This is a genomic window from Ancylomarina euxina, from assembly GCF_003863355.1.
Taxonomy (GTDB): Bacteria; Bacteroidota; Bacteroidia; order Bacteroidales; family Marinifilaceae; genus Ancylomarina; species Ancylomarina euxinus.
Genome location: NZ_QQWG01000027.1, coordinates 1 through 20,871 on the forward strand (window position 1 = coordinate 1; position 20,871 = coordinate 20,871).

Here is a 20,871-nt window from a genome sequence, read left to right on the forward strand (position 1 = left end):
GGTACAATACATGTAGAAGGCATTCTTCTTTAAATTATCTTTCGCCTTTAGAATACGGAAGGCTATTAAATAATCAAAAGAGAGCGGCATGACTTAACTTATTGTCCACATTTTTGTTGCAAGTCCAGAGTACCCGAGTGAGCGAGGGGGAGGTGGTTTCCTTTTCAAAAAAAATATTTAACTACTTATTATCACTAATTGACCCTAATTATTTAGACCATATTTGATCATTTTAAACCGAGTTTATACCGAAATCCCAGTAATGAAGTCCATTTGTGTCTTATGAAACTCTGTTAGGAACGACTTTGTCTCACACTGACAGGTTTCTTTTTTTCTCTTTTGCGCCTTTTTCTGGCGCAACCTTTTTTGACTTTTCGACTCTTTGACCTTTGGTTTAACTTGACAGATTTGACAAGTAGCAATATTCATGGATTATCCTATTTTTGCACTTTAACAAAAAAAAGCTTGGCTTGTATAAGTCTTAAGATGTTAATTGAAATCTAGCTAGGAGTTTTTTTTGAACTTTAACCTAGATTTACTTTAACCTTTATCCTTGTTTTTTGAAACTGTTTTTTTTTGTTGAATTGAGAAAGCTGAAAACTTGTTGCTTTGAGCATAAGTTTTTACTTTTGCCTGACTTGGATTCGGCGCTCATCTGTTTTTTGTTTTTGTTCGTCAAAACAATTTAGACTTTCGATCCTGGAGTATGAATAATTGTACAATATATAAAACACACATTATGATTCGGTTTATAAAAACCATTTTAATTCTTTTCATGTTTCTTGGTCTGTCGCAGATCGTATTGGCACAAAATGTGAATCCCGCAACGGTTAATGTTGAAAAATTGAGTGATGTTCAAATACAGAAAGCCGTTGATGAGATGAATAAGAGAGGTTTGAGCATAGAAGAAGCCATTATGATGGCGCGAGCCAAAGGTTTTTCAGAAAGTCAGATTACTGATATGCGTCGTAGAATGGATGCACTAAAATCAGGTGCTCACAGTAATAATGCAATGGTTGTAGAGGCTGGTGAAGAGGTTTCAACTGTTGAGGTTTTGAGTGAAAAGGCTGAACTTGATGATACCATTACTAAAAAAGGATCAAAGATCTTTGGGTTTCAATTTTTCAATTCGGACAAGTTGACTTTTGCACCCTCTGTTAATATGCCGATTTCCGATTCTTACACGTTAGGAATAGGAGATGAGTTGGTTATCAATATTTATGGAGCATCTCAGCAAATATATAAGTTACAGGTTCAGAACAATGGTAGTGTTTATATCACCGATTTGGGGCCTGTTCAAGTTGCTGGTTTGACATTTTTTAAAGCTCAAGGCAAAATAAAAAAGCATTTGACCTCTATTTACTCAGGATTAAGAGGTGATAAGCCTAATACCTTTGTTGATGTGAGCGCTGGTCAGTTAAAAGCGATCAATGTTAATGTGATTGGAGAAGTAAATGCACCAGGAACTTATACCTTGCCTGCTACCGCCTCTGCCTTTAATGCTTTATATCTGGCTGGAGGACCCAATGAGAAAGGTTCATTCAGACAGATTGATGTTTTGCGAGATGGTAATATGATTTCGACTATCGATGTTTATGCTTATTTAATAGATGGAAAAACACTGGAGAATGTTCAGTTGAGAGATCAGGATGTGATTATGATTCGTCCCTATTTAAATAGAGTTAAGGTGGCAGGTGAATTCAAGCGTCAAGGTTGGTTCGAAGCGAAAAAGGATGAAAGTCTTGCAGATATGCTTCGTTATGCCGGAGGTTTTTCAGAAAATGCTTACACCCATCGCGTCGAATTATATAGAAATAATACAAGAACGATGACATTTAAGGATGTTGCCGTTCAGGATTTTGCATCAACAGTTTTGATGAATGGTGATTCGATCGTTGCAGGTCTTGTGATTGATCGTTTCGAAAATAAAGTGAGTATTGAAGGATCTGTGTATCGTCCGGGAAATTACGAGATGACTGAAGGTTTGATGCTGTCTCAATTGATAGCTCGTGCTGAAGGTGCCAAAGAAGAAGCCTATATGGAACGTGGGGTGATTATTCGCAAGAAAAAGGATTACACTTTCGAAAGTCTGTCTTTCTCACTCCGTGATGTCTTAAATGGGAAAACAGATATTGCCCTTATGAAGAACGATAAAATTCAGATTTCCTCAATTTTCGATATGCGAGAAGCACAGACTATTGAGATTGTGGGTGAAGTTCAATTCCCTGGAACCTACGCTTACGCTGAAGATTTAAAATTAGCTGACCTGATTTATATGGCGGGTGGTTTCCTAGAGCAGGCTGAAGTGTCTGCCGTTGAGGTGAGTCGTATTTTAGATAAAAAGGAAATCGAATCATTAACAAAAAAACTATCCCACTCTTTCCAATTCCCAGTTGACAGACAATTGAAGATGACTAATGAGGATGCAGCTTTTTCTCTTCAGTCATACGATAAGGTTTATGTGCGCCGTGCCCCGGGCTATCGCCCACAGGCAGTTGTTAAAGTGCAGGGTGAAGTAGCCTATGCAGGTGATTTTGGTTTGACTTTCAAAGGAGAGAAAATTTCTGATGTCTTAAGACGTGCTGGTGGTGTAACGCCTGAAGCCTTTGTTGAAGGCGCTTCCTTGAGACGTCAGCATGTGATGAGTGATGCAGAATATGATGCAAAATTAGCTTTGGCGAAACAAGATAGTACATTGAATGTGGAAGATGTAAAACGAATGACTTACCAGGTGGTAGGGATCGATTTAGTTAAGATTCTTGCAAATGTAGGTGGTGTTGAAGATTTACAGTTGAAAGATGGAGATCAGCTTTTTGTGCCTGAGCAGATGCAAACGGTAAAAGTATCGGGTGCTGTTTTGAGTCCTGTGGCATTGACTTTTAAGGATAATAAGAGTCTAAGGAAATATATCAGATCCAGTGGTGGATTTGCTCAATCCGCTAAGAAAAGCAAGGTGTATGTGCTTTATGCCAACGGAACAGCAGAATCAACAAGAGGAAGTATTTTTGGACGTCGTTACCCTAAAGTCGCATCAGGCTGTGAGATTATCGTACCTGAAAAACCTCAGGTTGATAAAACGGCTCAAGCAGGTAAATGGTTAGGTATCACTTCGGCTGTGGTGAGTATGTTTACTGCGATTTCTATTGCGATTAAGTAATTGCTTGCTGGTTGACTATCCCGATTCATAAAGGGATAAGTTGTCGGTTATTAGTTGTCATTAGACATAGGTCAATGGTCAATGGGGAGTGAAAGGTTGAGTTTTTGTATTTAGGTTATAGCTTTATTGTTATGAATGATATAGAAGATTTAAAGGTTTATCAATTGGCTTATTCGTATGAGAAGCGAATATGGGAACTTGTAGTGTCCTGGCCTTATTTTGAAAAGTCAACCATTGGGAAACAGCTCGTGAGATCGGCAGATTCAGTCTCGGCTAATATCTGTGAAGGATACGGTCGATATCATTATAAAGAGAGTAAGAACTTTTTATTTTATGCGAGAGGTTCTTTGTATGAAACAAAGAATTGGTTGAAGAAAGCAAAAGATAGAAAATTAATCGACCAGGAGTTCTATGACAATCTAGAGTCAGAAAGCCTTGTCATAGTAAAAATGCTTAATGCATACATTCGCTCAATTGGTAAAAAGTAAATGAGTTGTGTTCGATGTTTGTTACATAGTTAACTATTGACCATTGCCTAATGACTAGTAATGCGAAACACGATAAAGAATTTTAAAGAACAAGTTAAGTCCATATAATGAGTACACTGATAGAACAAAATAACACAAATGCTGCTCGTGTTGAGCACGAGGACGAAATAGACTTAATTGCCCTCGCCAAAACCCTATGGGCAGGTCGCAGAAGCGTGATTAAAACCACCCTAATCTTTATGGTGCTGGGTTTATTTATTGCCTTATTCTCTGCTAAGGAGTATACGGCATCCACAACCATGGTACCTCAATCAGCTGAGGGGGGATCAAAACTGGGTGGTTCCTTAGGAGGATTAGCCGCCATGGCAGGTATTAATTTAGGTTCTATGGGTGGAGGTTCGACCATTCCACCAACACTTTACCCTAAGATAATAGCTTCGGTTCCTTTTCAGAAGGAAATGATGAAGACCCCTTTGACCATTGAAGGACAAAAGGATAAGGTGACTTTTCAAAACTACTACCTTGAAATTGCTAAGCCAGGCTTGTTGGGGTATGTCAAAAAATATACGATTGGATTGCCTGGTGTCATCATTAAAGCCATTAAGGGTAAATCCCCAGTGACTATTGACCAATCAACCAGTGACCCTTTATTGACCATATCTCAAGACGATAAAAAGTTAATGGAGTTACTATCTGCTCAACTTTCCTTAGAAGTGAACGATAAGGATGGCTATGTGTCACTATCAGCTCGTATGCCAGAAGCACGACCAGCTGCAGAGATGGTGCAACGTGCTCAAATCTTATTACAAGAGGCTATTACCGATTTTAAAATCAAGAAGGCTAAAGATCAGATGGCTTTTGTTGAGGAGCGTTATGCAGAAAAAGAAGCAGCCTTTACCGAAGCACAGAATAAGTTGGCTCGTTTTCGCGATCAGAATAAAAATGTGAGTACGGCCATGGCACAAACCCAAATGGAACGCTTGCAATCAGAATTCTCCATGGCTTCATCAGTCTATACCGAGCTGGCAAAGCAGTTGGAGACTCAAAAAATTCAAGTGAAAGAAGATACCCCGGTTTTCACGATCATCGATCCTGTTTCAGTACCTCTTGATAAATCAAAACCGAAACGCCCAATGATCCTTATTATTTGGACTTTCCTTGGTGGCATTGTTGGTGTGGGAATGGTTTTTGGTAAGCAGTTCCTGGGTTCTATTAAAGAGCAGTGGCAAGCTTAAACGGCGATTATTGATTTGTAATTAGTAATTTGTGATATAGAAAATACATTCAAGGTCTGGCATTGCCAGGCCTTTTGTGTTTTATGTTAGGCTCGGTTAAAAGAAAATGTTTAACCACTAATCAACACTAATTTACTCTAATAATAAAAAAAGCTGACACTTCAAAATAGGCTTCGTCGAAGTCATAACTCTCATACATTAGGAAAGTCTGATTTTAAGAGAATTTCAAAAAAAAAAGGAAAACCTATCTGTTGTCCTGATAATTGATAACTGGATACACTTCGACTCCACTTAGACTTCGCTCAATGCAGCGCGCTCAGTGTCCATTCGTTTCTTTTTCTATTAATTAGTGATCATTAGTGAAAATTAGTGGTTCTTGTTTTTTGTTAAGTCACATTTCATCCACGTTTATATTGGTTTTCTTATAAATACTGTCAGGAACATTCTTAAGATTTTGTTAATAATTCGCGTAATTCTTTTTAAATTCGCGTAATAAAGATTGAAGAACGAAATTAACATGTAAACCACATATAAGGCATTAAGGAATGGGTGAAACGAGAATAATCAAAAACATTTGCTGTATAGGTGCGGGTTACGTTGGTGGTCCAACCATGGCGGTTATTGCACAAAAATGCCCACACATAAAAGTAACAGTGGTCGATTTAAATGCGCAACGCATTGCAGATTGGAATGATGCGGATTTGGATAAATTGCCTATTTACGAACCAGGCTTGGCTGATGTGGTAGCTGAAGCTCGTGGTCGTAATCTGTTTTTTTCTACCGATGTGGATAAAGCTATTGATGAGGCTCAGATGATCTTCATTTCCGTAAATACGCCTACCAAGACCTACGGTGTGGGTAAGGGAATGGCTGCTGATTTAAAATATATAGAACTTTGTGCCCGACAAATTGCCAGAGTTTCTAAAGATGATAAAATTATTGTTGAAAAGTCGACGCTTCCTGTTCGTACAGCCGAAGCGCTTCGTACCATCCTGACTTCTACAGGTAATCATGTCAATTTTCAGGTCTTATCCAGTCCGGAATTTTTAGCTGAAGGCACTGCTGTGACAGACTTACACAAGCCAGACCGTGTTTTAATCGGTGGTGATGCCGATGCCGAAGGTCAAGCGGCTATTGAGGCCTTAGTTGCCGTTTATGAAAATTGGGTTCCTCGCGAACGTATTATTACGACTCGTGTCTGGTCTTCTGAATTATCCAAGTTGACAGCCAATGCTTTTTTAGCTCAACGCGTGTCTTCCATTAATGCCATTTCTGCTCTTTGCGAAAAGACAGGAGCTGATGTTGATGAAATTTCACGTGCTATTGGAGCAGATAGCCGTATTGGAGCCAAATTCCTAAAATCATCAGTAGGCTTTGGAGGCTCATGTTTTCAAAAAGACATCTTAAACCTGGTTTACCTCTGCCAGCATTTCAATTTACCTGAGGTAGCTGCTTATTGGGAGCAGGTCATCAAAATGAATGATTACCAGAAGCATCGTTTTGCTAAAAAGATAATTGATAGCTTATTTAATACCGTATCAGGTAAAAAAATTGCCTTTCTGGGCTGGGCTTTCAAAAAAGACACCAACGACACCCGCGAATCTGCTGCCATCTACGTCGCCGACGAACTCCTTCAAGATCGCGCCGAAATCCATATTTACGATCCTAAAGTAAGAGCTGAGCAAGTCTTCGCTGACCTCGAGTATCTTCAAACTCACCGTAAAGACGCCATACATGGCGTCTCATTGACAACCGATGAGATTAAAAATCTAGTGAAGGTACATGTTAATCCCTACACCGCTATGCGATCCGCCCACGCCATTGCGATCTTAACAGAATGGGATGAATTTAAAATCTACGATTGGCAAAAGGTTTACGGTCAAATGCTAAAACCTGCCTTTGTATTCGATGGGCGTAATGTAGTCTCAAAAACAGAACTAGAGGAAATCGGCTTTCATGTATATAATATTGGGAAAGGCTGATAGACCTGACAGAGTAGAGCGAAGCGTTTCCTGTCAGAGTCAAATTGAGATGGTGAATGTTCAGTAGTCACTAGTCATTAGTCACTAGTCAGTTGCGTCGCACAGATCTGGCCACTGAGCTTGTCGAAGGATAAGGTGGAGTACCCAAGTGAGCGAGGGGGAGGTGGTTTTTTCTTTTAACTCTTTCAGGAACGACTTCGTCACACTCCCGAAGGTTTTCGGGATACAGGTTTCGTTTATTCTCATTACTAATCGTTCATCACCAATTATTAATCCATTTTCATCAGTGTCAAATATTTTGTTGTCATTTATAATTCGTTATTATCAAGCTTATTATATTAATTTGTATTTGAATAGAATTAAATGAATAAGATGACAGATTTAAAAGGAGATATCCGCTGGAAACAAAGGTTCCAGAATTTTGAGAAGTCTTATTTATTGATGAAACGTTTGATGCAGATTGGTGAGCTTTCTGAATTCGAGCGTATGGCATTGATTCAATCATTTGAGATTTGTTTTGAATTGTCATGGAAGTTGATGAAGGATTATTTAGAATCAGAAGGTTTTGCCCCTAAGTCACCTCGTGAATCTGTAAAAATAGCCTTTCAGGCAGGTATTGTGTTTGAGGCGCAAAAGTGGATGGACGCCTTGTCCGATAGAAACCTGACTGTCCATACTTACGATGAGAGTTTTGCCATTGAGATGGCCAATAAAATTCAGTCCATTTACTTCCCGATTATTTCCGATTTGTATGATCTGATGTTAGAAAAATCAAAAGGCTAATGAAGGAACTGGGTTTAAAAAGCAGCGAAATAGCAAAGATTCTCGACTGTCTGAAACACCTGGATGGAATGGATCACTTGTATCTATTTGGCTCACCCGCCATGGGAAATCATAAAATGGCATCAGATGTTGATTTGTGTATCACAACTAAAATGATTGATCACAATCTAGTCTCAAGGGTCAGGTATTTACTTAATGAAGAGCTTGATCTGCCCTATTTTTTTGATGTTATCGACTACAATAGCATAACAAGTCAGGAATTAATCAAGCATATCGATGAGTTTGGAATCGATTTGCTCGCATATTAGATGGCTTTTGTAACTAAACGGCTTGCTGAACTTGTCGAGTTGTTGCCGAAGGGAGTCGAAGTGTTTCCAGTTGTCAGTTGTCAGTTGTCAGGACGACATTTGAGCTTTCTCCTGCTGGTTCCTGAACTTGCGGTGCATTGAGCGCGTTGTCCTGAGCAGGTCACCGAGTAGGTCATCGAGCTTGCCGAGGTGTTGTCGAAATGCTAGTAGTTAGTTGTGCGAACTTTATAGGCTTTTCAAACCTCTCAATCATATATACCAAGTAAATAAAATTTCTCATCTTTATTTTAAGGAGGAGTACCCGTTTCGATTTATCGAAAAAGGGGGAGGTGGTCTTTTCCTCAAAAATATTTAACCACTAATGGACTTCGTCGAGCTCACAAGTTCGGTTCGCACTCATTAACACGAATTAAAAGGGAGCGTTGAAAGAAATTGTCATAGCGAAGGAGCCTCCGCCAGTTTTTCTGGTCCCGAGAATCGGGAACTGTGGCTATCTCTAATTAAAGGGGCTATTGTCGTTTTTTAAAATCATACTTCATCATCCTTTATCTGCGTCAAATATTTTCTCCTCTTGGTCCCAGAGCGGAGTCGAAGGGAAGGAGTACCCAAGTGAGCGAGGGGGAGGTGGTTTTTATTTCAAAAAAAATATACGACCACAGATTACACAGATTTTCACAGATGGACTTCGTTCCCGAGATTTCGGGACAAACTCGGTAAAAAGTAAAGCACCCCCTTCAATTCCCCCTGAAAGGCAATGTCATTAAGTTTAGCTCTAATTCACTGATACATGTGCTGTACAATATTTACGTTTAGCCTTAAATGTTTTACTTCTTTCAAATTTGCGCCCTCTCCTGATTGGAGCAGATTCTTTAGAGACTATTACCATAAGCTCTGTAATTGTTTCTTTAGCTCGTCCCATTTTATCGAAAAGCATTATGTAACATTGTTTTATCTTACCAAGTAATGCTCTTTTGTTTATTGCGTATTTATACTTTTTTGTTCTACTATTTGCTAGTCTTTCAATTTGAGGTTTACACGTCATCATAGCAAGGTTGTAGGTTAGAATATTTCCAAAAAATTCTTGTTTGATTGAATTGACCTTTTTACCAACAAAATTCTCAACAGATATTGCATGCTTCATATCTTTAAATTGTTCTTCAACACCCCAACGGAGCTTGTATATATCTTTCATGATATTTGGCGTAAATTTATTCATATCCAACAAGGATGAACACAAATACTCCTCTTCTCCAGTATCTAATCTGAGCTTTGTAAATCTTATTTTATAGTCTTGCCCATCAATATTAATGACAGAGATAATATCTTGGTAATCACTTTTAATGAAGTTCATTACAGCTTTGCATGCATTTTTTTTCAAACGAAAACAACATTGATTTTCAGATAAAAGAACCATTCGCAAAAGATCAAAAGTATAGTAGCCTCTATCAAATAGTAATAAATTATCGGAACCTAAATTATCCAACATTTGTGCAGCATGTACTCTTTCATTTTCTTTGTAAGCTCCAATTATAGCATCAATACAGATATTATTAAGAACATCTGTTGCAAAAGAAACCTGAGCTTTTATCCATTTTCCAGTTTCAGATAATATATTGTGACCAAATTCCTTAACTGTTTCCTTGGTCTTAGGAACGGTATAAATAGAACCATCAATTGCGACTACCCTGTAACCATGAAATCTTTTATGTTGGTAATTACAATAGAACTGATCCGTTAACTGATGAAATATTTCTTGAAATGCCGTGTACTTTATTTTGTCGCGACATTGACAAAAAGCTGATGCTGAGACTTGTCTTACCACCTCGGGTAGTTGATACATCCTACTAAAAAAAACTATCTACTTCTTGTTGAAGTCTCTTATTTAGCATACTACTGATAAAAATGAAAGCAAGCTTAAAAGTCCAAATGCGATCTCTGGTGAAACACTTTTCATCTGCTCTATGCCTCTTTATAAAATTAGAATCTTCTAATCGATCTATTACAAAATTGAATAGATCTAATTCTTTGTCTATTTGCAAATTTATTTTGCGTAATGGTTTATTTTTTAAGCGGATACATTACTAAAGATAATCATAATTAATGTAATACGCAACGTATTCATCTGATTATCACCCCAATACACACTAACTTAATGACATTGCCCTGAAAGGGGAAGTTTTACTTGCGATAGTTTATGTGTAGGAATACGCCTGATATGCTTCATGTTTTATAATACTCGTTCGATCACGCCTGAGGCGGACTTCGTTTCCCTTCGCTTTTCTGACATTTCCATCCTTCACATTTTTGATCAGCCTTTCTACTTAATAAACGCCCATTTTAGACAATAAAACCGTGCTTGAGCAACTTGACAAACTTGACAGGCATTATTTCTCTTTTTTTCATTTATTTTTGGTCGGCTCTAAAAGAAGGTAGGGTGAAATGAACTTGAGCTTGTTGTATAATAGACGGTAATATATAGCAAAAGCCTTTTTATAATTAGAGAAAATTAGTGCCCATTAGTAATTCAATCTTTTTTTTGTTTCACCTTATATAATTTGTGAAAATTTGTGTCATCTGTGGTTAAATCTTTTGTTTTCTTTTAAAATTAGAGGTCATTAAGTGTCCATTAGTGGTTACATGTTTTCTTTGATTTAAATAATTTGTGTTAATCTGAGAAATCTGTGGTGAAAAACTTTTGTAATTATCAAAATAAGATTTACTTTCGAGTAGAATTTTTACTCAATCTTTATTTGATCATGAATAAGGCTTGATTAGTCAGTGAAATTAGGATGATGAGAGGTATCTTACTCATCATTTATAATTAATCATTTATAATTAATTTGTGTTAGAGAGTTTAATCACCTCAAAAACGAGGATTAAAATATTGCTCAAGTTCTTTCTGAATGTTCAGATGAAATCCTACTTGCGTGGCCTGGAGGCTGAGTTCGGAGAATCATCCAACGCCATTCGTTTAGAACTTAACCGCATGGAGGAAGCTGGTTTGTTAGAGGCAGAATCTGAAGGGAACCGCAAGGTCTTTCATGCCAATACCAAGCATCCTCTCTTTGGTGATCTACATTCCATTGTGCGAAAGCATGTGGGATTGGACAGCATTATTGAAGAGATTGCAGAAAAGTTAGGAGATTTAAAACGAGTTTACCTAACGGGTTCCTTTGCTAAAGGACAGGATTCTAAAATAATTGATCTGCTTCTTGTGGCGGAAAGTATTGATAAGAATTACCTCATTACTTTGGTTGAGAAGGCGGAAGATTTAATTAATCGAAAAATACGCTTGCTAACAATAAAGCCCGAAGAGGAAAATTTGTTTTTAAAGAATGAAGCTTGCTTTTTGATTTGGTCTAACTCTAATGAACGCTATAATAAATAACGAATCATACTAATTGCACGAATTGTTGAGGTCGAAATGATTTTTGGAAAACCGTTCTTGGGACAAATGAAAGAGAAACTCGGTTAATATATCTAATTTTAGTGATAAATTATTTATATCATGAGTATGTTAATTTGAACTTATTTAAAATAAATAAAAATGTCAAAAAAAATTGCATTAATATCGGGCATAACTGGTCAAGATGGATCATATTTAGCCGAATTTTTACTTGAGAAAGACTACGAAGTACATGGTATTGTTCGACGAGCTTCTGTGTTTAATACTCAACGGATTGATCATTTATTAGACCGGAATGGTTTTTTTCTACATCATGGAGATTTGTGTGATTCTAGTAATGTTGGAAGATTAATTCGAGAAATTTCTCCTTCTGAAGTATATAATTTAGGAGCGCAGTCTCATGTGCAAGTTTCTTTTGAAGTACCTGAATACACAGCTCAAGTTGATGGGATAGGGACTATTATATTGCTTGATGCAATAAAAGCACATAATCCTAAAATTAAATTTTATCAGGCTTCTACTTCTGAACTTTATGGAAAAGTTCTTGAAACACCCCAGTCAGAGACTACTCCTTTTTACCCAAGATCGCCATATGCAGCTGCTAAATTGTATGCCTACTGGATAACTAAAAACTATAGAGAAGCATACGATATTTATGCGTGTAATGGTATATTATTCAATCATGAATCTCCAAGAAGGGGCGAAACATTTGTAACCAAGAAAATTACAAAAGCTGTTGCAAATATTTATAAAGGGAATCAAAAATTTCTTAGCTTGGGTAATTTAGATTCTAAGCGTGACTGGGGATATGCAAAAGACTATGTCGAAATGATGTGGTTGATGTTACAACAAGAAACGGCAGATGATTTTGTTGTAGCCACGGGAAAAACTTATACTGTTCGTCAGTTTGTAGAGTATGCTTTTGATGAGGTCAATATTTCTGTTGAATGGAAAGGTATTGGAGTTGACGAAAAAGGATATAACAAAGAAACAGGTGAAATAATAGTTGAAATAAATCCAAAATATTTTAGACCAACTGAAGTTGATTTACTACTAGGTGACCCTACTAAGGCTAAAGAAAAATTAGGATGGGTATCAAAAACATCATTGGAGGAACTTGTGAAAATGATGGTGCGATACGATTTAAAATATGATACATATGGGGGGAATGACAAATGATTTTAGTAACAGGAGCAACGGGTTTTTTGGGAAAAAGAGTTTGCAGAAAGCTCGATGAAAAAGGTATTCCTCATATTAAGACATCATTATCTTTAGGTGTCGACTTGAGGGAAAAAGAACAAGTGTTTCAATTCTTCAAATCTCATCAGATTGATTACGTATTAAATTGTGCAGCCTATGTTGGTGGAATTCAGTTTGGTTATAAACATTTTGGGGAATTATTTACCAATAATCTTTTGATGACAACCAATTTATTGGAAGCTACAAAAGAATTTAATGTTAAACGATTAGTGAATCCTATTTCTAATTGTGCATATCCTGGAGAGGCTACTTTATTCAAGGAATCTGAATTTTGGGATGGTCCTTTGCACGAATCTGTTATGGTTTATGGTTTCGTTAGAAAAGCCTTTTGGGTTGGTTCTTGGGCATACAACTATCAGTATGGTCTCGATATTGTAAATATTATTTTATCGAATATGTATGGACCAGAAGATCATTTTGAGGAAGAAAGATCTCACGCTTTGGGTGCATTGATTATGAAATTTGTGGACGCAAAGGAGAATAATAGCCCTTGTGTTGATGTTTGGGGATCTGGCAAACCTGTTAGAGAATGGCTACATGTTGATGATGGGGCTGAAGCTATGGTGCGTTCTTTGGAAGTTGATTCACATAGAGAGCCTATTAATATTGGGGTTGCTCAAGGTATTTCAATTATAGAAATGGCTGAAATAATTAAAAATATAGTTGGTTATACAGGTGAAATTAAATTAGATCCATCTAAACCCGATGGAGCACCGTATAAAACTGTAGACGGAAGTAAAGGTGAAAAACTATTTGGATGGAAACCAGAAACTGATTTTATTGAAGGAGTTAAGTCTACTGTTAATTGGTATTTAAAAAATAGATAAGATGGCTATAAAAGAAATAATACAGGATGGAATTGTTTTAGCAAGACATATCCCAAATGAAGATTGGAAAGAAGGACTTGGTTTTTATTCTAAAGATGAAGAATTTATTCAAGTTGGTACTTGGGGCTATGATTCTGGAAAAGAATTATTAAAGCATATTCATAATGAAGTTGAGCGTAAAGTTCGAAGAACTCAAGAAGTATTATACATACGAAAAGGCAAAATAAGTGCGAAAATCTACGATCTTCATGAAAATTTTATTGAAGAGCTGTTTGTTTCTGAGGGTGATACTCTTATTCTGCTTGATAGTGGACATGGATATACCATTTTAGAGGATAATACGCAGGTATTAGAAGTTAAGAATGGACCTTACCTAGGAGCTGATATTGATAGAAGGAGGTTTTAATGGATAATATATTCTTTGACCGAAATCAATTAAAGCAATGTGGCAAAAATGTGATTATCGGAAAAACTGTTAGGATTAGATATCCAGAACTTGTTGAAATAGGTGATAACGTAATAATAGATGATTTTACATACATATCAACAAGATTGAAACTCCATAATAATGTTCATATTTCATCAGGTTCAAAAATTATTGGGGGGCGTAATTCTTATGTCGAAATGTTTGAGTTTTCTACATTAGCTCCTAATGTTGTGCTTTCTGCAGGATCTGATGACTATACTTCGGGAATTGCTACCCCTATGGTACCTCTGGAGTATAAAGGTGACGCTATTATTGGTGAAATAATACTCAAAAAACATTGTATTGTTGGTGCAGGTTCGGTTGTATTGCCAAATGTTGTATTTGAGGAAGGGGCATGTGTAGGAGCTTTATCTTTAGTGAATAAGAATCTAAAGTCTTATTCATTATATGCGGGAGTTCCTGCAAAGATGATTAAATATAGAAATAAAGAAGAAATTTTAACATTAGAAAAACAATTTAGAGAGAATGGAAAATAAGTTTATTATGCAAATGGAACCATGGTTTGGTGAGGAAGAAAAACAAGCTATGAGTCAATATATGGATGAAGGTGGTTGGTTAACAGAATTCAAGAAGACACAAGAGTTCGAAGAACAGATTTGTAAATACACTGGTGCAAAGTATTGTGTAGCCGTAAATAATGGAACAATAAGTTTAACATTAGCTGCCTTAGCATGTGGAATAGAAGCTGGTGATGAAGTTATTGTACCTAATTATACAATGATTGCTACACCAAACTCGATAAAAATGTTTGGAGCCCAACCTGTGTTTGTTGATGTAGAAGCTGAAACTTTATGCCTGAATATTGATTTGGTTAGAGCTGCAATAACAGAAAAAACGAAAGCAATTATGTTAGTTACTGCAAATGGGAGATATCCTAAAGCGGGTATTGATGCATTTGTTAAATTAGCTGAAGATAATAACTTAATGTTAATTGAAGATTCAGCACAATCATTAGGTTCTTTTTATCCAGATGGAAGACATATTGGAACAGTTGGAAATGTAGGTAGTTTTTCATTTTCTGCACCCAAAGTGATTTCTACTGGACAAGGGGGAGTCATTATTACGAATGATGATCAAATAGCTGATAAACTAAGAAGACTTAAAGATTTTGGTCGATCAGGTGGTGGAAATGATATTCATGATAGTATTGGATATAATTTTAAGTTCACTGAATTGCAGGCTGTTATTGGTGTTGAACAAATGAAAAAGCTGCAATGGAGGGTTGAACGAAAAAAAGAAATTTTAACTCTGTATAAAAAACAATTAGCTGGTGTTAAAGAAGTTCAATTCTTTGATCAAGATTTAGATTGTACAACGCCTTGGTTTATTGATATTTTTGCAGAGGATCGTGAAAATTTACAAATATTTCTAAAAGAAAAACAAATTGGTGCCCGCATAATGTATCCACCCATTAATAAACAAATGGCATACCAGATCCCAGGAGAACATCCTGTATCTGAACTGGTTGGACAGAAGGGGTTGTGGTTGCCATCAGCATCACAATTAACTGATGAACAAATTTCATTTATTTGTTTAAATATTAAAAATTTCTATGAAAAAAGTTATTAGATATTTCTTTCTATTTGCAAAGACAATACTAAAAATGTTACATAGATTAATGCATTTAGGTAGAAATAATATCTATAATGTTGAAAATTTATTTGGGCTCAATACCTATTTATTTAACACAAAATGGGGGATGAGAAGTGGATGTGGAAAAGATTGTAAAATATATGACACCATTATAGGTAATTATACTGAAATAGCTTGGAATGTTACGATTAGTCCTTTTAATCATCATTTCGAAAATTTTTGTGTCTATGAATTTCCCGAAATGTATGACAAGGAAAAGCTTATTAATACACATAATAAGATATTTAATGGGTATAATTGCAAAATTGGACATGATGTATGGATTGGATGCTATTCAATAATATTGTCAGATATAGAAATTGGAAATGGTGCAATAATTGCTGCAAATAGTGTAGTTACAAAATCAGTACCACCTTATGCAATTGTAGGTGGTAATCCTGCTAAATTTATTAAATGGCGGTTTTCAAAAGAACAAATTGATAAATTGGAAGTAATAAAGTGGTATAATTTAACTGAGGAGGAGATAAAATGTAGACAAAAGGAACTTCAGGAAATTGTTCATTTTGATTATGAATCATTGCTTTTTAATAGAAAGAATGATCTACATGTTTAGTCTTGACTTAGTTGAAAAATGTTTTTGTAAATTAATTTATTTGAATTTAACAATATATATTTTAGATGAAAACAAATGATATTGCCATCGTTATTTTATCTTGTGATAAGTTTAAAGTAACATGGGAACCATGTATTGATCATTTCTTTGGTGCTTGGTTGAATTGTCCTTACCCTGTTTATTTATTAAATAATTTTATTGAATCAGATGATGAAAGGGTGCACGACCTATTGGTTGGAGAAGATCTTAATTGGTCTGACACTTTAAAAAAGGGTTTGTTAAAAATAGAAGAAAAGAGAGTTTTTTTTATTTTTGATGACAGTTTTATTACAAAAATCGATCTGGATGAGGTTAAATTAATTTTTGAAACGGCTATTGAAAATGATTTTGAATCAGTAACTCTTCGAAAAAACCCATTCGGAGAAGGAGTAAAGTGCAATGATAAACTTTATAAAATAAGTTCTAATGCTAAGTATCGCAATTCATTGTTTCTAAACCTATTTAAAAAAGAGGTTTTAATAGATTTATTAAAATCGGGTGAAAATGCATGGCAATTTGAAAAGGACGGAAATGAAAGAAGTAAAAATATCAACTTTTATTCAGTCTATAATACCAAATTAACGACCTATCATCACGGGATAGTTAAAGGAAAGTGGTTGCCTAAGACTTATAATTATTTATTAAAAAGTGGATATTTATTGGAAGATAATCATTTTAGTTCTTTCAGTTATTTGGAAATGATTTGCATGAACTTTTATGCTTTTTTATTCTTTACTTTAAATAAATTTAAACACAAATTAGGCTTGAAATAATATTGAAATATAATCAATAGAGGTCCTAAGGGGGCTTGGGAATATTAAATCCTGAGATTTTCATAACGCTTAAATAGCTACTTTCTATTAATAAAGAAGAGACCTGTCTCTTAGAAAAGGATATCTCACGAAAGTGAGATTCCATTAAGTACCTCGCGGGCTTGCCCCGGGGTTCTTTATTACTTAATATGTTCTCAAAATAATTATATGATTTTTCAGCTTGCGGTAAAACTTAAAGATTTATTTCTTGAGAAGATATTTATGCTTTTGGCAATCGATAAAATATTTCAGTTTACAAGTCAACTTCTTGTAGTATTTATTTATCGGGAATATATTGGATTATCAAATTTTGCCAATTATATTTTCGCTTTAGTGTTTTTCACAGTAATTAGTACCGTTTCAAGTTTAGGGATGGATAGGTTACTTCTAGAAAAATTTTCAATTGAAAGAAAATTATCTAAGTGGAATGAATTATTATTTAGTTCCATATTCTATAAAATTATCTTCTCAATTATTATTATTATTATTGTAAAATTATTTAGTCCATATACTACATCGTATTATGGTCCAGAATTTTCTGCTATTCTGTATATATTATCATTTGGTTTAATCGGCCAATCCTATATGCTCATTGATGCTTACTGTCAGGCAAAAAAGATAAATATTATTACAGTCAAATCAAGAATTACAGTAGTAATATTCATTAACCTAGTGCGTTTTGCGATTGTATATTATATTGATGATAGTTTTACATTATTTTTATGGACATTTCCAATAGAACAAGCCTTGTATTTTTTCTTTTCTTTTATTTATGGTAAAAGATATTTTTCTGAATTATATAAATATGTAAATTTCACATATGAAAGTAAATTTTTAAAGGATGGTTTTAGATATACATTTTCAATATTATTAATGCTTTTTCAATTGAAATATGTTTTCTCGTTTATAAAAGTTAATATGTCGCAAGAATTTTACAATTACTTTTCAATTGTTTCTAATTTCTGTGACATTTCATTCTCAATTCCTGCTTTATTAAGTCTTTATTATAGACCAGATTTAGCACGTTTTTATTTTTCTGATAAAGAGATTTTTAAAAAACATTTTTTCAGTTTTCTGACTAATATGGTGTCAATGAGTATTATTGTAGTAATTGCCATAGCGTTTGTTTTATTTTTAATTTTCACTTTTTCTTATGATTTGGATTTGCTTTATTCTCTTCCATTGTATGTATACCTTCTTACAATTCCCTTATTTTATTTGTCTTTTGTAATTCAAGTGTTTCAAATTACATCTAACAATTTAAATTACTTTATGATGACTGCAATTATGGGAAGTGTTATCATGTTGGGCTTTCTGAATTTTATTAAATTATTTAATTATAATTCAATATTAATAATAACTGCGTACTTATTGGCTTTCTTTCTTGCTCAGATTGTTATCCCTCTATTATTACATCGGAAAGATTTAAATTTTCTTAAACATTAAGATGAAATCATTTATAAACATATTATTTGTTTTAGCACTTTTCCCTGAGGCTAGCATCCTTCCTGTGTCCACAAATGACACTCAGCCTCTTTTTCCAATAATTGCATTAATATATTTATTCTATGCTATATTGAAAAATAAATTTAAGCTTGATAAAATGGCGAAATATCTGCTGTTATTTAGTGTTTGTTCCATTTTAATGGTGAACTACCTTTATTTTGATTTTGGTAAATACACTTCTATATATTTGCCAATATTCACCTTTTCTATCTATTTTTTTGCATTTAAAAATATAAAATTGTTGGAATATAAAACTGTTACATTTGTAATTCATTTATATCTTTTTGTGAGTTTAATACAACAGTTTTTTCCACAATTATATATTAGTTTATTTTCAAATTTTCTTTCCGTATATAGATGGGAAGTAGGTGGTTTAACTAGAGGGAATAACTCTTTATGTGTAGAACCTTCTCATATGGCTATGGTAGGGGTTGCTTTGTATTTAATTTCAAAAGAACTATATCTAGACAACAAAGGAAGCAAAAAGATTTTCTGGATTAATACCTTTAGTTTATTAATTATTGAATTTTTAACGAAATCAGTTTTTTCTTATTTATTCTTTGTTATTATAATTATTGATAATTTTAAATTAATCATAAAACATCCTAAATTGGCTATCATACCTTTTTCTTTTACAGGTTTCTTTGTTTATAACTTATTAAGTGATACAACTTCCAGGTTTGGTTCTTTTTTTCTGTTTATGATTGAAAATCCATTAAGTTTCCTATTTAAAGACCAATCATTTGCGATGAGGATAAATGGCATATTTTATGGTTTAACCTCTGTTTTTTATTATCCTTTCGGTTTGTTCCGTTTAGAATACATTCCTGAAGTATTAAGTATCTATACCAATAGTTTCTTGTTTAATTTTATTTTTCCACCAGTTATTCACGATGCAATTGTAGATTATATGACTAATTCATTCTCAGGAATAGGACCTTATTTTATGAGAATGGGATTAGTATTTGTTGTTATTGTAATGGCAATTTGTATACATGTATATAAAAAAAATAAACTTTACTTATTTGTTTTATTAATGTATTTACTTAATTTTTCTATAATATCAGCACCCATTTGGATTTTAATTTCTTTACTACAAGATAAAAATAACAAATATAAAATTACACAATAAATGAAAATTTGGATTGTTAACCCATACGGGAATTTACCTAACGAAGGATGGAGAGAATATAGATCTACTTTAATTGCAAATGCCTTTATAAAACAAGGGCATGAAGTGGCTTGGTGGGTTTCTAATTTTGAACACCGCTCTAAAAAATTTAGATCAGAAGGATGGAAAGAATTTCTGGTAAAAGACGGGTTCTTAATTAAAATGGTACCTACTACTCCATATACCGATCATATTTCATTAGCTAGAATTAAATCCGAACGTAATTTTGCAATTAATTTTAGAAAAAAAGTGTTTGAAACTAACGATAGACCTGATTTAGTTATTGTGGGTGAGCCTGCGCTTTGGCACTCAGATATAATTTTAGATGTAATTAAAAAATTAAAGGTTCCTTTTATAGCTGATATATTAGATCTATGGCCTGAATTATTTAATATTCTTCTTCCTAATAATTTAGCTCCACTTGGCAAATTTTTGTTTGCGCCATTATATTGGAGGAGATCTTGGTTTCTTCGTAAAGCTGATGGGATAATTGGAGCAACAAAAGATTATTTAAAAATAGGAGTTGCTAAAAACTTAGGTAAATTCAATGACGTTGTATATTTAGGTATCGATTTAAAGGATCTAAGTAAAGAGAGAATCAACTCTTTTGAAAATAAAAATTTAGAAAATTTCAAGAAAATTCCTGATGAAACTTGGGTTGTCTATGCTGGTACTTTAGGAGATAATTATGATATATCAACGATAATTGAGTGTGCTCAAAAAATAGAAAATGATGGATTACCTATAAAAATATTTTTAGCAGGAGAAGGATCATTGCGACCTTTAATTGAAGATGCGATAAAAAATGAAAAACTTCAAAGTTTAATCTATTTAGGTAGATTGAACGCTAATGATTTGACATCATTTTATAATAAATGTGATATGGCATTATCGAGTTATGTTGAAAATTCGTCCGTTTCTATGCCTGTTAAGGCGTTTGATTATTTAGCTGCAGGCTTACCGCTTATTAATTCTTTAGGAAGAGATTTGGGCGGATTTATCAAAGATAGCCAAGTAGGAATACAATACAATGCTGAAGATGCAGAGGATATGTTACGAGCAATGAAATTCTTATCGGATAATAAAGTTGTGTGTAACCAAATGAAAATAAATGCTTTAGATTTAGCTAAAGAATTTGATTGTGAACAACAATATGCAAAAGTAGTAAGGATGGCTGAAAATATAATTGATAAAAAGTAAAAAA

18 protein-coding genes are annotated in these 20,871 nt (G+C 34.3%); 17 read left to right on the forward strand and 1 reads right to left on the reverse strand.

Annotation, left to right across the window (positions count from 1 at the left end; genetic code table 11):
- Positions 1-739: 739 nt before the first annotated feature.
- From DWB61_RS16685 to DWB61_RS16710, 6 genes are all read left to right on the forward strand, one after another.
- Positions 740-3,157 (forward strand): polysaccharide biosynthesis/export family protein, encoded by a 2,418-nt coding sequence (locus tag DWB61_RS16685; RefSeq protein WP_158614454.1) that lies wholly within the window; start codon positions 740-742, stop codon positions 3,155-3,157.
- A 131-nt stretch (positions 3,158-3,288) separates the two neighbouring features.
- The gene (locus DWB61_RS16690; RefSeq protein ID WP_125032079.1) at positions 3,289-3,645 is read left to right on the forward strand and encodes a four helix bundle protein; all 357 of its coding nucleotides are present in this window, start codon (positions 3,289-3,291) and stop codon (positions 3,643-3,645) included.
- Positions 3,646-3,752: 107 nt separating this feature from the next.
- A complete protein-coding gene (locus DWB61_RS16695) occupies positions 3,753-4,880 on the forward strand; it encodes a GNVR domain-containing protein (RefSeq protein WP_125032080.1) in 1,128 nt (375 codons plus the stop codon).
- 545 nt (positions 4,881-5,425) lie between these two features.
- Positions 5,426-6,862, forward strand: coding sequence for a UDP-glucose 6-dehydrogenase (locus tag DWB61_RS16700; protein WP_125032081.1), 1,437 nt, complete (start codon positions 5,426-5,428; stop codon positions 6,860-6,862).
- Between the two features lie 372 nt (positions 6,863-7,234).
- Positions 7,235-7,645, forward strand: a complete 411-nt coding sequence (locus tag DWB61_RS16705) for a nucleotidyltransferase substrate binding protein (RefSeq protein WP_125032082.1) — start codon at positions 7,235-7,237, stop codon at positions 7,643-7,645.
- Positions 7,645-7,953: a nucleotidyltransferase domain-containing protein gene (locus DWB61_RS16710; protein ID WP_125032083.1), complete on the forward strand. Its 309-nt coding sequence runs from the start codon at positions 7,645-7,647 to the stop codon at positions 7,951-7,953. Before DWB61_RS16705 ends, DWB61_RS16710 begins: the two co-directional genes overlap by 1 nt.
- 772 nt (positions 7,954-8,725) lie before the next feature.
- Here DWB61_RS16710 and DWB61_RS16715 read toward each other — a convergent pair.
- Positions 8,726-9,793, reverse strand: a complete 1,068-nt coding sequence (locus tag DWB61_RS16715) for an IS4 family transposase (protein WP_125032084.1) — start codon at positions 9,791-9,793, stop codon at positions 8,726-8,728.
- A gap of 1,044 nt (positions 9,794-10,837) precedes the next feature.
- Here DWB61_RS16715 and DWB61_RS16720 point away from each other — a divergent pair.
- The 11 genes from DWB61_RS16720 (at position 10,838) to DWB61_RS16770 (ending at position 20,867) form a co-directional block, all read left to right on the forward strand.
- Positions 10,838-11,341 carry a nucleotidyltransferase domain-containing protein gene (locus DWB61_RS16720; protein WP_156190280.1) on the forward strand — a complete coding sequence of 168 codons (504 nt, stop codon included), beginning with the start codon at positions 10,838-10,840 and terminating at the stop codon, positions 11,339-11,341.
- Between the two features lie 159 nt (positions 11,342-11,500).
- Positions 11,501-12,538 (forward strand): GDP-mannose 4,6-dehydratase, encoded by a 1,038-nt coding sequence (gmd, locus tag DWB61_RS16725; protein ID WP_125032086.1) that lies wholly within the window; start codon positions 11,501-11,503, stop codon positions 12,536-12,538.
- Positions 12,535-13,446, forward strand: a complete 912-nt coding sequence (locus DWB61_RS16730) for an NAD-dependent epimerase/dehydratase family protein (protein WP_125032087.1) — start codon at positions 12,535-12,537, stop codon at positions 13,444-13,446. Before gmd ends, DWB61_RS16730 begins: the two co-directional genes overlap by 4 nt.
- A gap of 1 nt (position 13,447) precedes the next feature.
- Positions 13,448-13,852 carry a hypothetical protein gene (locus DWB61_RS16735; protein WP_125032088.1) on the forward strand — a complete coding sequence of 135 codons (405 nt, stop codon included), beginning with the start codon at positions 13,448-13,450 and terminating at the stop codon, positions 13,850-13,852.
- Entirely contained in the window at positions 13,852-14,409 is a 558-nt protein-coding gene (locus DWB61_RS16740) for an acyltransferase (RefSeq protein WP_125032089.1), read from the forward strand. Before DWB61_RS16735 ends, DWB61_RS16740 begins: the two co-directional genes overlap by 1 nt.
- Complete coding sequence (locus DWB61_RS16745) at positions 14,399-15,502, forward strand: DegT/DnrJ/EryC1/StrS family aminotransferase (RefSeq protein ID WP_125032090.1); 1,104 nt, start codon at positions 14,399-14,401, stop codon at positions 15,500-15,502. The genes DWB61_RS16740 and DWB61_RS16745 overlap by 11 nt, the downstream gene beginning before the upstream one ends.
- Positions 15,486-16,139, forward strand: coding sequence for a CatB-related O-acetyltransferase (locus DWB61_RS16750; RefSeq protein WP_125032091.1), 654 nt, complete (start codon positions 15,486-15,488; stop codon positions 16,137-16,139). The genes DWB61_RS16745 and DWB61_RS16750 overlap by 17 nt, the downstream gene beginning before the upstream one ends.
- Before the next feature lie 65 nt (positions 16,140-16,204).
- The gene (locus tag DWB61_RS16755; RefSeq protein ID WP_125032092.1) at positions 16,205-16,951 is read left to right on the forward strand and encodes a hypothetical protein; all 747 of its coding nucleotides are present in this window, start codon (positions 16,205-16,207) and stop codon (positions 16,949-16,951) included.
- Between the two features lie 207 nt (positions 16,952-17,158).
- Positions 17,159-18,436 carry a hypothetical protein gene (locus DWB61_RS16760; protein WP_125032093.1) on the forward strand — a complete coding sequence of 426 codons (1,278 nt, stop codon included), beginning with the start codon at positions 17,159-17,161 and terminating at the stop codon, positions 18,434-18,436.
- Position 18,437: 1 nt separating this feature from the next.
- On the forward strand, positions 18,438-19,628 hold the full coding sequence (locus DWB61_RS16765) for a hypothetical protein (protein WP_125032094.1): 1,191 nt from the start codon (positions 18,438-18,440) through the stop codon (positions 19,626-19,628).
- Positions 19,629-20,867, forward strand: coding sequence for a glycosyltransferase family 4 protein (locus DWB61_RS16770; protein ID WP_125032095.1), 1,239 nt, complete (start codon positions 19,629-19,631; stop codon positions 20,865-20,867).
- The last annotated feature ends 4 nt before the right edge of the window (positions 20,868-20,871 follow it).

Coding starts and splice junctions, on each gene's coding strand:
- DWB61_RS16685 (WP_158614454.1), top strand. CDS start 740: ATGATTCGGTTTATAAAAACCATTTTAATTCTTTTCATGTTTCTTGGT.
- DWB61_RS16690 (WP_125032079.1), top strand. CDS start 3,289: ATGAATGATATAGAAGATTTAAAGGTTTATCAATTGGCTTATTCGTAT.
- DWB61_RS16695 (WP_125032080.1), top strand. CDS start 3,753: ATGAGTACACTGATAGAACAAAATAACACAAATGCTGCTCGTGTTGAG.
- DWB61_RS16700 (WP_125032081.1), top strand. CDS start 5,426: ATGGGTGAAACGAGAATAATCAAAAACATTTGCTGTATAGGTGCGGGT.
- DWB61_RS16705 (WP_125032082.1), top strand. CDS start 7,235: ATGACAGATTTAAAAGGAGATATCCGCTGGAAACAAAGGTTCCAGAAT.
- DWB61_RS16710 (WP_125032083.1), top strand. CDS start 7,645: ATGAAGGAACTGGGTTTAAAAAGCAGCGAAATAGCAAAGATTCTCGAC.
- DWB61_RS16715 (WP_125032084.1), bottom strand. CDS start 9,793: ATGTATCAACTACCCGAGGTGGTAAGACAAGTCTCAGCATCAGCTTTT.
- gmd (WP_125032086.1), top strand. CDS start 11,501: ATGTCAAAAAAAATTGCATTAATATCGGGCATAACTGGTCAAGATGGA.
- DWB61_RS16730 (WP_125032087.1), top strand. CDS start 12,535: ATGATTTTAGTAACAGGAGCAACGGGTTTTTTGGGAAAAAGAGTTTGC.
- DWB61_RS16735 (WP_125032088.1), top strand. CDS start 13,448: ATGGCTATAAAAGAAATAATACAGGATGGAATTGTTTTAGCAAGACAT.
- DWB61_RS16740 (WP_125032089.1), top strand. CDS start 13,852: ATGGATAATATATTCTTTGACCGAAATCAATTAAAGCAATGTGGCAAA.
- DWB61_RS16745 (WP_125032090.1), top strand. CDS start 14,399: ATGGAAAATAAGTTTATTATGCAAATGGAACCATGGTTTGGTGAGGAA.
- DWB61_RS16750 (WP_125032091.1), top strand. CDS start 15,486: ATGAAAAAAGTTATTAGATATTTCTTTCTATTTGCAAAGACAATACTA.
- DWB61_RS16755 (WP_125032092.1), top strand. CDS start 16,205: ATGAAAACAAATGATATTGCCATCGTTATTTTATCTTGTGATAAGTTT.
- DWB61_RS16760 (WP_125032093.1), top strand. CDS start 17,159: ATGATTTTTCAGCTTGCGGTAAAACTTAAAGATTTATTTCTTGAGAAG.
- DWB61_RS16765 (WP_125032094.1), top strand. CDS start 18,438: ATGAAATCATTTATAAACATATTATTTGTTTTAGCACTTTTCCCTGAG.
- DWB61_RS16770 (WP_125032095.1), top strand. CDS start 19,629: ATGAAAATTTGGATTGTTAACCCATACGGGAATTTACCTAACGAAGGA.